This is a genomic window from Amycolatopsis pigmentata (assembly GCF_042684065.1).
Lineage (GTDB): Bacteria > Actinomycetota > Actinomycetes > Mycobacteriales > Pseudonocardiaceae > Amycolatopsis_E > Amycolatopsis_E pigmentata.
The window spans coordinates 47,354-61,140 of sequence record NZ_JBHUKR010000018.1; the positions used below are offsets into that span (position 1 = coordinate 47,354).

Here is a 13,787-nt window from a genome sequence, read left to right on the forward strand (position 1 = left end):
CTTATATTTGCGTACTTGGCGAAAGAAAAGCGCGAGGGTATGAGCCGCCGTCGAACCGGCGGTCCAGCTCAGCGTGCCGAGGGCGGTGACTCAGACCTCTCTGGCCTGGTCCGGGTGCAGACCGAGCATCTCCAGCAGCTGTGCGCACTCGGTCGCGTCGGTCGAGTGACCGGCGACGGTCCGCATCGCCTTACGCTCCTGAACGTCACGGAGGACTCTCTCCTCCGCACGGACCTCCGCGAGCCAACCTCGTTCAGGGGCGGTACTTGCACGGCTTTCCCGGGCCATCTGGCACCTTCTTCCGGCTTCGCGCCCACGGCGGCGAACCCGTCGTGTGACGGGGCACAGCATCCCAGGTGCGAGACGGATAGTCCAGTCCCCGGGGGACCAGCGCCGACTTTCGCCCAGCTGTTCGCTCGCGTGCGGCGGTTGTGGAGGAAGGGCTGTTTACTACGGATGTTCCGTAGTAAACAGCCCTTCCTCCACAACACAGACCACGGCCGACAGCCCACGCCGAGCAGCAAGATCGACTTGACGGACAAGGCGACCGAGACAAGAAGCGGCGGGTGCTCTCCGTGAGCACCCGCCGTCCGTGGGGTGGAGGTGCCGGGAATTGAACCCGGGTCCTCCGGCGCCTTACCAAGGCTTCTCCGTGCGCAGTTCGCTACGTCTCTACTCGGCCCCATCGGTCACGCGAACAAGCCGATGTGACGGGCCCAGCCACTGTGGGTGTCCCATCCAGACCCCGTGGCCGGGTCCGGACGGTGAGCCTCCTAGCTGATGCCGGTACCCGGGACGGAGGCGTTCCCGGACCGACAGGCTACGCGCTCGCTCAGGCGGCGAGGGCGTAGTTCGCCTGACTCTGTTCAGTCTTGGCGCTTATTTTGTTGCGATGACGCTTACGGTGGTCTCTCGCCTGCACCGGCACGCTTCCCTTGACTCGACGTCCAGAGTCGAAACCGTTCACCCCCTTGATGGTGGTCTGTAACCACTACACAATAACGCCTCAGGCAAGCGGGTTTGTTCCCCGCCGGAGAAGTAGGGCTGGCCCTACCTCGGTATGCCCGCTCACCGCATGGTCAGCGGATGCTCCAGGCGCGATGCTCGGGTGTGTCGCGCATCAGAGAGGAACCACCCCATGACGTCGGCATATTCCGAGCGGGACGGCAGGCGGCCGCGCCCGTCGACGGGCGGATCCCTGGTCTACCTGGTGACGAACCTGCCCCTGGGCATCGTCTCGTTCACGCTCCTGGTCACGCTGACCACCGTCGGTATCGCCACCGTGCTCGTCTGGGTCGGCCTGCCGGTCCTGGTGCTGACCGTGGTGGTTGTGCGGGGCGCGGCGAGCGCCGAGCGCGCCCGGGTTCACACCCTGCTCGGCACCTACATAGCGAAGCCCTACCGCCCCCTCCCCGAGGGCGGGTGGCCGGCCCGCTGGAAGGCTCGCCTCGCCGAGGGCGCGACCTGGCGTGACTTCGCCTACCTGGTGCTGTTGTTCCCGTTCGGCACCGCCGAGTTCGTGCTGGTCGTCACCTTGTGGTCACTGGCACTGGCGCTGACGGCGCTACCGGTCTACGTGCGGTATCTACCCGACGGTGCGTTCGCCTTCGAGTGGGACGGCGCCCGCTGGTTCGTGGTGGACTCCCCGGTCGCGGCCCTGCCCTGGGCGATGCTCGGCATCCTGTGTCTTGGCGCGGCCATCGCCCTCACTCGCGTGCTGGGCGTGCTCCACGCGCACTTCGCCCGTGCCCTGCTCGGTCCCGGGCCATTCGCGCGCCGTTTCGCCGAAGCGGACGATTCCGGTACACAACCGTTCGTCACGGCGGCATGATGACCGACATGGCCGACAGTCGGGTACCCGGAGAACATCCGCGCCCGAAACCGGTCCGGGCGATTATCTTCCTGGTGTTCGGATCGCTGCTGACCCTGCTCGAATTCATCGTGGTCATCGTCCTGGCCGCGGTGGGGATCGCCACGATCATGGTCTGGGTCGGCATCCCGATTCTCATCGCGACGACGACACTCGTGCGTGGCTTCGGCGACCTCGAACGACGTTGGGTCCGTGCCATGCTGGGCACACCGTTGGTGAAGATCGAACGGCTTCCTGCCGAAGGCCGCGTGCTCACCCGCTGGCGACGGCGTCTCATCGACCCGACCACCTGGAGAGACCTCGGTTACCTGCTCCTCAAGGTGCCTCTCAGCATCGCCGAACTCGCCACCGGTCTCGCCTCGGTGGTGCTCCTGCCGCTGGCCCTCTGGGTAGCGCCGTGGATTGCCTGGGTGAGCGGGTCGCTGGCGCTGGCCCTGCTCGGCCCCAATCGCGCGGAACGTCTCGCGGTCAAGGCACAACATCTCCAGGCCTCACGAGCGCGCGGTGTGGACGCCACCGAAGCGGAGCGCCGACGGATCGAGCGCGATCTGCATGACGGCGCGCAGCAACGACTCGTGTCGGTCGCGATGAGCCTTGGGCGCGCCAAGAACAAGCTGAGTGACGATCCAGCCGCGGCCCGGGAATTGATCGACGAAGCGCACAACGACGCCAAACTCGCCGTGTCCGAACTACGCGACCTCGCGCGGGGCATTTATCCGGCCGTACTCGCCGACCGCGGTCTCGACGCGGCTCTCTCGGCGCAGGCCGTCAAGTGCCCGGTTCCGGTGGACGTCCAAGTGGACGTGGAGCCGCGTCCGCCCGCCGCGGTGGAGACGACGGCGTACTTCATCGTCGGCGAGACCCTGACGAACATCGCCAAGCACTCCCGTGCCAACCAGGCCGGAGTCAAGGTGTGGCGGAGCGACGAGAAGGTCGTCGTCGAAATCACCGACGACGGACAGGGCGGGGCGGAACTACGACCTGGTGGCGGCCTCGCCGGCCTCGCCGACCGGGCCGCCACGATCGACGGCGTGATCACCGTGGTCAGCCCGCCGGGCGGCCCGACCGTGGTCCGCGCCGACCTCCCGTGCACTTGGTGACCGTCCTGGTACGGTGATCCCGCGGCCTGGGGAGGAACGTATGCGCGTGGTCATCGCGGAGGACGCGGTGTTGCTACGCGCGGGCGTGGAACGGCTCCTAGCCGACGAGGGCATCGAGACCACCGCCGCCGTGGACAACGGCGAAGCTCTGGTCGAAGCGGTCGTCCGCCATCGGCCCGATCTGGCCATCGTGGACGTCCGGATGCCTCCGACATTCACCGATGAGGGCCTCCGGGCGGCGCTCGACGCGCGCCGTGCGGTGCCGGGCTTGCCTGTGCTGGTGCTCTCGCAATACGTGGAAGAGACCTACGCTGTCGAGTTGCTCTCTGGAGGCGCCGGCGGAGTGGGCTATCTGCTCAAGGAGCGCGTCGCCGACGTGTCGGACTTCCTCGACGCCGTACGGCGAGTCGCCCGCGGCGGCACGGCGATCGACCCCGAGGTCATCGCGCAACTGATGGCCCGCGGCCGTAAGAACCCGCTCGACGCCCTGACGCCGCGTGAGTCGGAGGTGCTCGGCCTCATGGCGCAGGGCCTCTCGAACACCGCGATCGCGAACACACTCGTCGTCTCGCACGGAGCGGTCGAGAAGCACATCGGCAACATCTTCGCCAAACTCGGCCTGGAGGCCAGCACGGAGGAACATCGCCGTGTACGCGCCGTCCTCACCTACCTGGGCCGCTCCTGACCCGGGGTTTTTGGGCAGGAAGGTGGCTTTACTACGGATGATCCGTAGTAAAGCCACCTTCCTGCCCTACACCCGTTGAATTAAACACAGCGGTGACGGGAGCTTTGTCACCCGATTCGGCGGCGGCGAGCACACCGACGCTCACATAGCATGGCGGGCGTCGCCATCGAGCCCGTAACGGAAAGGGGCAGCATGACCGAGGTGAGCGTCCGCTTCTTCGGCGGCCCCTTGGACGGCCGGGTCCAGACCCTCGAAGGGCCGGTCAGCGGGACGGTGATGCGCCACGTCCACCTCCACGACGGACCCAAGATCGAAACCCACTACCAGCTCGGCTACACCGACAAAGGTGGCTGGGAGTACCGCATGTGCGAGTTGAAGGCGCCGGAGGTCGACGAGCTTCTGGAGTAGGGCACGCCCTACCCTCCGTCCTCCGGAAACCGGAATCCAGGACGGTAGTCCACACCGCTGTGCGGGACAGCGCTCGCGACGAGGCTTTATGCCATGTCAACCAGCGCGCCGCCGCCCTCTGTCCTGCACCGTGACACCTTCCTCGACGTCATTCGCGCAGGCTCGATCCTGGCCGTGATCGGCCAGCACTGGCTGATGCCGGTGCTGAGCTACTCGCATGGTCGTCTCGCCACGGGCAACGCCCTCACCACGCCGGGCTGGTGGGCCTTCACCTGGCTTTCCCAGGTCATGCCCCTCGTGTTCTTCGCGGGCGGAGCGGCGAACCTGATGTCTTTGCGCCGCGCTCCGTCACCGCGCGAGTGGCTGGCCGGCCGAATCGGCCGCCTCCTGCTCCCGACGCTGCCCCTGATCGGCGTGTGGCTGGTTGTCCCGCATCTGCTCCGCGACTTCGGGGTGCCCGAACAACCGTTGGCGGTCGCGAGCGCGATCGCCGGGCAGTTGCTGTGGTTCCTCGCCGTCTACCTGCTCGTAGTGCTGACGACTCCGGTCATGGCGGTTGCCCACCGCCGGTGGGGAGTGGCGGTACCCGTGGTCCTGACCGGTTTCGCGCTGATCGTCGATGTCCTGAGGTTCCACGGCTTCGGACTCGCGGGCTATCTCAACGCCGTGTTCGTCTGGGCCGCCGTGCACCAACTCGGTTTCCTCTACACCGAGGGAAAACTCGGCACACTCAGGCCGCGCCGCGCCCTGGTCATGTCCGCCGCCGGCTTCGGCGTCACCGCGTTGCTCGTCGCCTTCGGCCCTTATCCCGCGAGCATGATCGGAATGCCGGGCGCGCCGGTGTCCAACATGAGCCCGCCCAGCGCGGTGCTGGTGAGCCTGGCGATCGGCCAGATCGGTCTCATGCTCGCGTTGCGCCCCCAGTTTGCCCGCCTCGCTGCCCGTCCCACCGCCGCCGCCGGGTTGCGCTGGCTCGGGGCCCGGTTCATGAGCGTCTACCTGTGGCACATGCCGGCACTGGTCGTGGTCTCCGGCGTCTTCGTCGTCGGGTTGGGTTATGCCACTCCGGAACCGGGCACTCTCCGCTGGCTCGCGATGGCACCGTTGTGGCTGGCCGCGGCGGGAACCGTCCTTGCCGTCCTGTTGCGGGCTTTCGGCCGATTCGAGAGGCGACCGCAGGCCACGGGCGTCGCCATACCCCTGCCTGTACTGGCTGTCGCCGCGCTCATCGGCGCGACGGGCATGGTGGGCCTCGCCGCACGGGGATTCGCGTGGCCCTTGAACGCCGAACCGCTGGCCAGTCCACTGCCGTGGTGCGCGCTGGTCATCGGGAGCGTGGTGCTGGCGGGCAGCACCGTGACTACGAGGCTCAAAGGTTGAGCAGCTTCGCCGGTGTGTCGTGCAGCACCGCCCGCAGGAACTCGTCGCCGAGACGGTCGTCGTCGGCCCAGCCGGCGATCGCCCGCAACTGAGTCGCGTAGGGATAGGGAATGTTCGGGAAATCGGTGCCCAGCGCGACCCGGTCGGCGATGGTGACCAGCTGGTCCGTCCAGTCCGGGGGCAACGGCATCAGCTTCTCGGTGAACGGGACCCCGACCATCGTGGTGTCCAGATACACCCTGGGAAACCGCTTCACCAGCGCGAGCGCCGTTTCGTATTCGGGCATGCCGGCGTGCGCCAGCACCGTGACCAGTTGCGGATGGCGGGCGAGTACCTCGCCGAACACATCGAGCCCGGTGAACGGACCGCGCTCGGGGCCGTGTCCGGCATGGACGACGACCGGGACACCCGCCTCGGCGAGGATGCCCCACGCCGGATCCAGCTCACGGTCCCGTGGATCGTAGGCGCCGACCTGGATGTGCGCCTTGAAGCACCGGACACCCGCCCGCACTGCGGCGTCCACATAGGACACAGCGGACGGTTCCGGATACAGCGTCGCGGTGGGCACGGCACCGGGCACCCGGTCGGCGAACTCCCGGGTCCACCCGTTGAGCCACTCGGCCATTCCCGGTTTGTGCGGGTAGACCAGTGGAGCGAAGTCGAGGACACCGAACGAACGCAGCGTCTCGACCCGCTCACGTTCCGGCTTCCGGTACCACACCGGCCACGAATAGCCGAGGCGCTCGGCCATGCCGTCGAAGTAGGCCCACACCTTGTTCAGCATGCGCTCGGGAAGAAAATGCACATGCAGGTCGACGAGCCCGTCCAAGCCGAGCCCACGTACCCACGGAGCGATGTCTTCGTCGCGGTCCGGCCCGGACGCCACGTCAGCGGCGGCCCTTCAAGGCCCGGCCCATCGCGCGGCTCATTTCACGCTGCGCGTCCCGCTTGGCCAGGTCCTGCCGCTTGTCGTAGGCCTTCTTACCCTTCGCCAGCGCGAGTTCGACCTTGACCTTGCCATCCTTGAAGTACAGCGACAGTGGCACCAGGCTGAGCCCGCTCTCCTTGGTCTTGCCGATCAGCTTCTCGATCTCGCCGCGGTGGAGCAGCAGCTTGCGGTGCCGACGAGCCTCGTGGTTGGTCCACGTGCCGTGTTCGTACTCGGGAATGTGCAGGTTACGCAGCCAAACCTCGCCGTCGTCGACAGTGGCGAACGCGTCGGCCAGAGACGCGCGCCCCGCGCGCAGGCTCTTCACCTCGGTGCCCACCAGAACGAGACCCGCTTCGTAGGTGTCCATGATCGAATAGTCGTGCCGCGCCTTGCGGTTCGACACGATCACCTTGTGGCCACGTTCCTTGGGCATGTATCCAGGCTATCCGACCGTGTGCGCCTCAGTGCCGGACGTACATCCGCAGCGTGAGGTACCCCGTCGTCGCCGAGATCACGATCGACGCCAGCAGCAGCCACGGCGACGTGACGATCACGTCGAGCACCTCGATCGGCGGGATGATGCCGCCCGCCACCGACAGGATCTTGTCGATGAACAGGTACTTGAGCGCGACCAAGCCGCCCACCGCGCACACCCAGCCGACGATGCCGGTCATCACGGCTTCGAGCAGGAACGGCAGCTGGGTGTACCACCGCGTCGCGCCGACCAGCCGCATGATGCCGACCTCGGTGCGACGGGTGAAGGCCGAGATCTGCACCGTGTTCGAGATGAGCAGCAACGCGGCGAGCGCCTGGATCAGCGCGATGACGAACGTACTGTCGCGGACCGCACCCAGCAAGCCGAAGAAACGGTTGAGGAACTGCTGCTGGTCCTCGATGCGGTCCACCCCGGGGCGCTTGCCGTACTCCTGGTTGATGATCGGGCTGCGCGACGGGTCGTGCAGCTTGATCTGGAGCGAGGCGGGCAGCGCTTCGGGCCTCGCGGACTGCAACAGGATGGGGTTGTCCTGGAAGATCTTCTTGAACCGCTCGTAGGCCTGTTCGCGGTTTTCGAACACGACCGTCTGGACGGCGGCGTTGCTCCGCAGCTCCTGGAACAGGCCGCGGCACGGGTCCTGCGAGCAGTCCTTGTCGTTGGTGCTCACGTCCTGGGTCAGGAAGATCGACACCTCGACATCGGCGCGATAGGCCGCGCTCATCTTGTCGATCGTCCGCACGATCAGCAGGCCGCCACCGAGCATGCCGAGTGACACAGCGGTGGTGATGATCATGGCGATGGTCATCGTGACGTTCCGGCGCAGGCCGGTGAAGACCTCGCTGAACACAAAGCTTGCACGCATCGGAGGGCACTTACCTTTGGGTCGGGGGTGGGCGGGGAGCGGGCCGGGACGCTAGCGGCCCACGCCGTAGACACCTCGGGCGTCGTCCCGGATCACCCTGCCGTACTGCAACTCGACCACTCGCCTGCGCATGGAGTCCACGATGGAATGGTCGTGCGTGGCCATCAGCACGGTGGTGCCGGTGCGGTTGATCCGCTCCAGCAACAGCATGATGTCCTGGCTGGTGTCCGGGTCGAGGTTCCCGGTGGGTTCGTCGGCCAGCAGTACCAGCGGCCGGTTGACGAACGCGCGCGCGATGGCGACACGCTGCTGCTCGCCACCCGAGAGCTCGTTGGGCATCCGGTTGGCCTTGCCGTCGAGGCCGACAAGTTCCAGCACCTCGGGCACGACTTTGCGGATGATGTGCTTGGGCTTGCCGATCACTTCCAGGGCGAACGCGACGTTCTCGGCCACCGTCTTGTTGCCGAGCAGCCGGAAGTCCTGGAAGACGCAGCCGATGGTCTGGCGGAGGCGGGGGATCCTGCGCCGTGCCATCTTCGCGACGTCGAAGTTGGAGACGAACACCCGGCCCTTGGTGGGCGTTTCCTCCCGCAGGAGCAACCGGAGGAACGTGGACTTCCCCGACCCCGAGGGACCGATGAGGAACACGAACTCGCCCTTGTCCACTTCGACGGACACGCCCTCGAGCGCGGGGCGTGCCGAAGTCTTGTAGACCTTGAAGACATTATCGAGCCGGATCACGGTGGGCCATCCTACTCATGGCGACCGTGAAAGCCAGGTGGGCACCGTCGCACCTTGCGCTGTTCGGAAGGAAGGAATGTTTACTACGGATAGTCCGTAGCAAACCCACCTTCCTCCCCTACCAGGCCGAACGCCCTAAGCCGCGCTCGCCTGCTTGCGCCATCGGATACCGGCTTCGAGGAACCCGTCGATCTCGCCGTCGAGAACCGCCGAAGGGTTGCCCACCTCGAACTCGGTCCGCAGGTCCTTGACCATCTGATACGGGTGCAACACGTACGAGCGCATCTGGTTGCCCCAGCTCGACCCGCCGTCCTTGAGCGCGTCCAGTTCGGCGCGCTCCTCCTCCTTCTTGCGCTGCAACAGCTTTGCCTGCAGCACCTTCATCGCGGCCGCCTTGTTCTGCAGCTGCGACTTCTCGTTCTGACAGGAGACGACGATGCCACTCGGCAGGTGCGTGATGCGCACGGCCGAGTCGGTCGTGTTCACGCTCTGTCCACCGGGCCCCGACGAACGGTACACGTCGACACGGATGTCCTTCTCCGGGATGTCGACGTGGTCGACCTCCTCCACCTCGGGCAGCACCTCGACGTGCGCGAACGACGTCTGACGACGGCTCTGGTTGTCGAACGGCGAGATCCGTACCAGCCGGTGTGTACCCTGCTCGACCGACAGCGTGCCGTACACGTACGGCGCCGTCACCTTGAACGTCGCCGACTTGATGCCGGCCTCTTCGGCGTAGGAGATGTCGTAGACGTCGGTCGGGTATCCGTGCCGCTCGGCCCACCGCAGGTACATGCGCATGAGCATCTCGGCCCAGTCGGCGGCGTCCACACCGCCGGCCTCGGACCGGATGGTGACGACGGCGTTGCGGTCGTCGTACTCGCCCGAAAGGAGCGTACGGACCTCGAGCGCGTCGATGTCCTTCGCCAGCTGGGCCAGCTCGGACTCGGCTTCGGTCCGGCTGGCCGTGTCGCCCTCGGCCTCGGCGAGCTCGTAGAGCACTCCGAGGTCGTCGACGCGCTGACGCAGGTCGGTGACCCGGCGCAGTTCACTCTGCCGGTGCGAGAGCTGGCTGGTGACCTTCTGCGCCGCCTCCGGATCGTCCCAGAGGTTGGGCTGGGAGGCCTGCTGCTCCAGGTCGGCGACCTGGGCGCGCAGGCCGTCCAGATCCATCACGGCCTCGACCTGCGTCAGCTTGCCGGCGAGGTCCTTCAGGTCTGCTTCGAACTCAGCACTCACAACCATCAAGGTTACGGCACCGAGTCGTCAGCTCCTGTTCAGGACTGGGGGATGGCGTCCACCAGTTTGAGCGCAGCCCTCGCGTGCGCCTGGCCGAACTCCGCCACGGCCTTGACATACGGGTCGTCGGCGGCCTTGACCGCGGCCCTGGCCTCGTCGAGCTCCTGGCTGTAGGTCGCACGCGCGGTATCGATCAGCGCCGACCGCTGTTTCGCCGTGAGCGAACCCGCGTTCACGAGCCGCAGGATCAAGGGGCTCCGCAAGTGGTCCGGACCGGAGTCACTGGTGAGCCAGGCCTTGAATGCCTTCTTTCCGGCCGCCGTGATTGCGTACTGCTGGCTGGATCGCGGTCCCTGTTTGCCGAGTCGTACCAGCCCTTCCTTGGCGAGGGCGGGCAATTCCCGGTAAACCTGGCTGCGCGTGACGCTGAAGAAGGTCCCGAACCGTTCCTCAGCGCTGGCGACGAGTTGACCACCCGTCGCCGGACCGTCCTGGAGCAGACCAAGCAATGCCGCTGCTGTCGCATTCAGTTCAGACACCCACACACGGTCCCACTTTTCCGGCGATCTGTCCACAGTGGCCACACCGGTCCGTCCACAATGGCCATTCGAACTACCCCATACGGCCCAACCGGGATCCGCCACAAGTACGAAAAGAGGCCCGGTCGGCGATCGACCGGGCCTCTGCGGTAGCGGGGACAGGATTTGAACCTGCGACCTCTGGGTTATGAGCCCAGCGAGCTACCGAGCTGCTCCACCCCGCGTTGTGGATCCCACTATACACGGTCGCCGCGTCCGTCCACCGGCACCCCTACCGTCCACACAGGACACGAGACCGGCGCCACATCGGCGCTCGCCGGGCCGCCGACGTGCGAGGAAGCTCGGCAGCCGAAACGGATACCCGGGCAGACGCGACGGAGGCCCGCTCCGCGGTTATCCGCGAAACGGGCCTCCGGCCGTCCAGTAGCGGGGACAGGATTTGAACCTGCGACCTCTGGGTTATGAGCCCAGCGAGCTACCGAGCTGCTCCACCCCGCGTCGTGCTACCTACTGTACGCCACCCCGGTGGGGGCGGTTAACGGGGGTGGCGACGTTGCCCGATCAACCTCCCGGCGGCGGGGCCGAAGCCGGGGCGCTCGTGCTCGTCCTGGCGGCCTGATAGTCCTGAGTCGCACGCTGAAGCGCCGCCAGAGCTTGTCCCTGGGCCGCGAAGTCACCGCGCTGCTGTCCCTGACTCAACTGGTCGAGCGCGGCCTGAATCTCCGAGACGGCCTTGTCGAGCGCGGGGTTGCTGCCCTGCGCCGGCGGCGAACTCGGCGAAGTCGGCGTCGTGGGGTTCGATGTCGGCCCGGATGGCTCCGTGGGCGGGGTCGCCGCCTGCCCCGCGCTGTCCCCGAAGACCTGCTTGAGCGCCTCGCCCAGCGTGGGCGCGAAACCGACCTTCGAGCCGAAGGCGACCAGAACGTTCGCGAGTTGCGGATAGCTGTTCTGGTTTCGTTGCTGGATATAGACGGGCTCCACATACAGGAAGCCACCCGCGACCGGAAGCGTGATCAGATTGCCGAAGATCGGCGCGACGCTCTGGTTGCTGAACAAGGTCCGCTGGGTGACGAACCTCTGGTCACTCTGGAACTTGTTCTGCACCTGCACAGGTCCATCGACCTGGCTGCTGCCGCCTGCGGAAGTCGGAAGCCGCAGCACCCTGATGGTGCCGTAGTCGGCCGGATCCGAGGAGACCGACATCCAGGCCGCCAGGTACTGCCGTTGCAGCCCGGTCAGCGGGCTTGTGAGTTGGAACTCGGGGCGGCTCTGTGACCCGGCGGCGGCGAGCACGTAGTAGCCGGGTTGCGGTTGCAGGCCCGAAGCATCGACATTGGTGCCGCCCTCCTGGGTCGGGTCCTGTGGCACGTTCCAGAAGGTGTTGGTGGTGTAGAACTCCTGAGGATCGCTGACGTGGTACCTCGCCAGCAGATCGCGCTGCACCTTGAACAGGTCCTCCGGGTAGCGGAAGTGCGACCTGAGATCCGGCGAAATGTCCGAACTGGGCTTCACCATGCCGGGAAAGACCTGTTCCCAGGCCTTCAGAACGGGATCCTTGTCGTCGACCGAGTACAGGGTGACCTCGCCGGTGAAGGCGTCGACCGTCGCCTTGACCGAGTTGCGGATGTAGTTGATGTTGTTGTTGGACTGCTTCGCGGTTCCGCTCAGGGTGTCCGCGGTCGCCTCGCCCAACTGCGTCTGCTGTGAGTAGGGATAGTTGTTGAGCGTCGTGTACCCGTCGACGATCCACACGATCTTGCCGTTCACCACCGCCGGATACGGATCTCCGTCCGCGGTGAGCCAGGGCGCCACCTTCTGCACGCGGTCGCGCGGATCCCGGTTGTACATGATCTTCGAGCCGGTGCTGATCGCGTCGGAGAACAGGATGTTCCGTTCGCCGTACTTCGCGGCGAAGGCGAGCCTGTTGAACCAGTTGTCGATCGGCACGCCTCCCCCGCCGTCATAGCGGTAGCTCTGGCCCGCGCTGTCGTACTCCCCCGGCGCCTTGCCCTGCTGGCCGCCGACGATCGCGTAGTCGTTGGTGAGCTCTCCGTAGTACACACGTGGCTGGGAGACCGGGATGCCCGGCGCGGCCGGGTTGGCCGGATCGAGCCCCGCGCCGCTGGGGTTCTGAGTGTCGCTGATGGCCGCGATCGGGTAGCCCCCGTCGCTGTTGGCACTGCTCACGGCCCGGTCGATCGTGTTCGCCTGCGCGGCCACGAACCCGTTCCCATGGGTATAGACCATGTGCTTGTTGATCCAGCTCGTCTGGTTCCCGGTCAGGTTCGCGGTGTTGATCTCACGGGCGGAGACGATGTAGTCCTGCGTCTTGCCATTGACCAAGTACCGGTCGATGTCCAATTTGGTCGGGAACGCGTAGAAGTTCTCTCGTCCGACGCGCTGGGTGAACGTCGGGGCCAGCACGTTCGGATCCAGCAAGCGGATGTTCGGCACCGTCGTGGTGTCCGCACTGATCTGCGCGGCGGTCGCCTGGCCGGTGCCTGAGTAGTCCTGATACTGCACATTGTTGAGTCCGAAAGCGGTCTTCGTGGCCGTCATGTTGCGGCTGATGGAAAGCGCTTCCTTCTGGTTGGCGTTCGGCTTCACCGAGAACTGCTCCAGCACCGTCGGCCAGGCGGCGCCGACGATGATGCCGGAGAGGATGAGCAGCACCAGCGCGATGGCGGGCAACTGGATATTGCGCAGGAAGGCGCCGGCGAAGAAGGCGAGCGCGCAGATCGCGGAAATGCACAACAAGATCAGTTTCGCCGGCAACATCGCGTTGAGGTCGGTGTAGGTCGCACCCGAGAACAACGGGTTCCGGGACGACAGCAGCAGGTTGTACCGGTCGAAGAAGTAGTCGATCGCTTTGAGCAGGACAAAGATGCCCGCCGTCACGGCGAGTTGCACCCTCGCCGGGGCCGCCAGTTGCCCCCCGCGCCCGGCGAGGCGGATCCCGCCGAACAGGTAATGCGCGATCAACGCCCCGATGAAGGCGATCGTCGTCGCCACGAACAACCAGCCGAGCAGCCATTCGTAGAAGGGCAGGCTGAACACGTAGAAACCGATGTCGTTGCCGAAGACGGGATCGGTCTGGTTGAAGCTCGTGCCGTGCAGGAACAGCTGGACCCGCTGCCAGTCACCCTCCCCCGTCGCGCCCGCGATAAGGCCCGTGACGAGTGGAATACCGATTCCGAACAGGCGGATCCGGCCGACCACCGCCGAGCGATAGCGGGACAGCGGATCGTCCGCTCCGGAGACCGGAACGAAAACCGGCCGGGTGCGGTAGGCGATCCACAGGCTCAGCGCGAGCGTGCCACCGACCAGAAGCCCGACGCCGAAGAACAGCACGATCCGGGTCAGCACCATGGTGTTGAAGACCTGGCGCGCGCTCACCTCGCCGTACCAAAGCCATTCGACGTAGGTGTCCAGCAGTCTCGCGCCGAGGAGAAGTGCCAGCACGATGAGGCCGGCGATGATGAGCAGGATGCGGCTGCGGCGGGACAGCTTCGGCAAGCTCACAGGGGGCCGGTTGG

The 13,787-nt window shown here is 66.3% G+C and carries 12 protein-coding genes, 2 tRNA genes and 1 other RNA gene; 5 read left to right on the forward strand and 10 right to left on the reverse strand.

All coding sequences use genetic code 11. From position 1 onward, the window contains the following. Positions 1-595 precede the first annotated feature (595 nt). Positions 596-971, reverse strand: a transfer-messenger RNA (tmRNA) gene (gene ssrA, locus ACFSXZ_RS29150). Positions 972-1,138: 167 nt separating this feature from the next. Here ssrA and ACFSXZ_RS29155 point away from each other — a divergent pair. The 5 genes from ACFSXZ_RS29155 to ACFSXZ_RS29175 all read left to right on the forward strand — a co-directional run bounded on the left by ACFSXZ_RS29155 (position 1,139) and on the right by ACFSXZ_RS29175 (position 5,443). After that, positions 1,139-1,831 carry a sensor domain-containing protein gene (locus ACFSXZ_RS29155; RefSeq protein WP_378268439.1) on the forward strand — a complete coding sequence of 231 codons (693 nt, stop codon included), beginning with the start codon at positions 1,139-1,141 and terminating at the stop codon, positions 1,829-1,831. Between the two features lie 8 nt (positions 1,832-1,839). Continuing rightward, positions 1,840-2,970, forward strand: coding sequence for a sensor histidine kinase (locus ACFSXZ_RS29160; RefSeq protein ID WP_378268440.1), 1,131 nt, complete (start codon positions 1,840-1,842; stop codon positions 2,968-2,970). A 40-nt stretch (positions 2,971-3,010) separates the two neighbouring features. After that, complete coding sequence (locus ACFSXZ_RS29165; protein WP_378268442.1) at positions 3,011-3,655, forward strand: response regulator transcription factor; 645 nt, start codon at positions 3,011-3,013, stop codon at positions 3,653-3,655. A 192-nt stretch (positions 3,656-3,847) separates the two neighbouring features. After that, positions 3,848-4,063: a hypothetical protein gene (locus tag ACFSXZ_RS29170; RefSeq protein WP_378268444.1), complete on the forward strand. Its 216-nt coding sequence runs from the start codon at positions 3,848-3,850 to the stop codon at positions 4,061-4,063. Positions 4,064-4,156: 93 nt separating this feature from the next. After that, positions 4,157-5,443 carry an acyltransferase family protein gene (locus tag ACFSXZ_RS29175; RefSeq protein WP_378268446.1) on the forward strand — a complete coding sequence of 429 codons (1,287 nt, stop codon included), beginning with the start codon at positions 4,157-4,159 and terminating at the stop codon, positions 5,441-5,443. Here ACFSXZ_RS29175 and ACFSXZ_RS29180 read toward each other — a convergent pair. The 9 genes from ACFSXZ_RS29180 to ACFSXZ_RS29220 all read right to left on the reverse strand — a co-directional run bounded on the left by ACFSXZ_RS29180 (position 5,433) and on the right by ACFSXZ_RS29220 (position 13,773). Then, the gene (locus ACFSXZ_RS29180; protein WP_378268447.1) at positions 5,433-6,329 is read right to left on the reverse strand and encodes an amidohydrolase family protein; all 897 of its coding nucleotides are present in this window, start codon (positions 6,327-6,329) and stop codon (positions 5,433-5,435) included. The two genes, ACFSXZ_RS29175 and ACFSXZ_RS29180, sit on opposite strands and share 11 nt — an antisense overlap. A 1-nt stretch (position 6,330) precedes the next feature. Further along, a complete protein-coding gene (smpB, locus tag ACFSXZ_RS29185) occupies positions 6,331-6,807 on the reverse strand; it encodes an SsrA-binding protein SmpB (protein ID WP_378268449.1) in 477 nt (158 codons plus the stop codon). A gap of 28 nt (positions 6,808-6,835) precedes the next feature. Then, complete coding sequence (ftsX, locus tag ACFSXZ_RS29190) at positions 6,836-7,732, reverse strand: permease-like cell division protein FtsX (RefSeq protein ID WP_378268451.1); 897 nt, start codon at positions 7,730-7,732, stop codon at positions 6,836-6,838. 51 nt (positions 7,733-7,783) lie between these two features. Further along, on the reverse strand, positions 7,784-8,473 hold the full coding sequence (ftsE, locus tag ACFSXZ_RS29195; protein ID WP_378268453.1) for a cell division ATP-binding protein FtsE: 690 nt from the start codon (positions 8,471-8,473) through the stop codon (positions 7,784-7,786). A 135-nt stretch (positions 8,474-8,608) separates the two neighbouring features. Further along, complete coding sequence (prfB, locus tag ACFSXZ_RS29200; RefSeq protein ID WP_378268455.1) at positions 8,609-9,712, reverse strand: peptide chain release factor 2; 1,104 nt, start codon at positions 9,710-9,712, stop codon at positions 8,609-8,611. Between the two features lie 38 nt (positions 9,713-9,750). Continuing rightward, the gene (locus ACFSXZ_RS29205) at positions 9,751-10,251 is read right to left on the reverse strand and encodes a PadR family transcriptional regulator (RefSeq protein WP_378268456.1); all 501 of its coding nucleotides are present in this window, start codon (positions 10,249-10,251) and stop codon (positions 9,751-9,753) included. A gap of 150 nt (positions 10,252-10,401) precedes the next feature. After that, positions 10,402-10,475: transfer RNA gene (locus tag ACFSXZ_RS29210), tRNA-Met, on the reverse strand. 200 nt (positions 10,476-10,675) lie between these two features. Continuing rightward, positions 10,676-10,749 (reverse strand) — tRNA-Met (locus tag ACFSXZ_RS29215). A gap of 63 nt (positions 10,750-10,812) precedes the next feature. Next, positions 10,813-13,773: a UPF0182 family protein gene (locus ACFSXZ_RS29220; protein WP_378268458.1), complete on the reverse strand. Its 2,961-nt coding sequence runs from the start codon at positions 13,771-13,773 to the stop codon at positions 10,813-10,815. Positions 13,774-13,787 lie beyond the last annotated feature (14 nt).

Bases quoted from the DNA above. Each gene is read 5' to 3' on its own strand.
- ACFSXZ_RS29175 (WP_378268446.1), top strand. From the start codon at position 4,157: ATGTCAACCAGCGCGCCGCCGCCCTCTGTCCTGCACCGTGACACCTTC.
- smpB (WP_378268449.1), bottom strand. From the start codon at position 6,807: ATGCCCAAGGAACGTGGCCACAAGGTGATCGTGTCGAACCGCAAGGCG.
- ACFSXZ_RS29160 (WP_378268440.1), top strand. From the start codon at position 1,840: ATGGCCGACAGTCGGGTACCCGGAGAACATCCGCGCCCGAAACCGGTC.
- ACFSXZ_RS29165 (WP_378268442.1), top strand. From the start codon at position 3,011: ATGCGCGTGGTCATCGCGGAGGACGCGGTGTTGCTACGCGCGGGCGTG.
- ACFSXZ_RS29170 (WP_378268444.1), top strand. From the start codon at position 3,848: ATGACCGAGGTGAGCGTCCGCTTCTTCGGCGGCCCCTTGGACGGCCGG.
- ACFSXZ_RS29155 (WP_378268439.1), top strand. From the start codon at position 1,139: ATGACGTCGGCATATTCCGAGCGGGACGGCAGGCGGCCGCGCCCGTCG.
- ftsX (WP_378268451.1), bottom strand. From the start codon at position 7,732: ATGCGTGCAAGCTTTGTGTTCAGCGAGGTCTTCACCGGCCTGCGCCGG.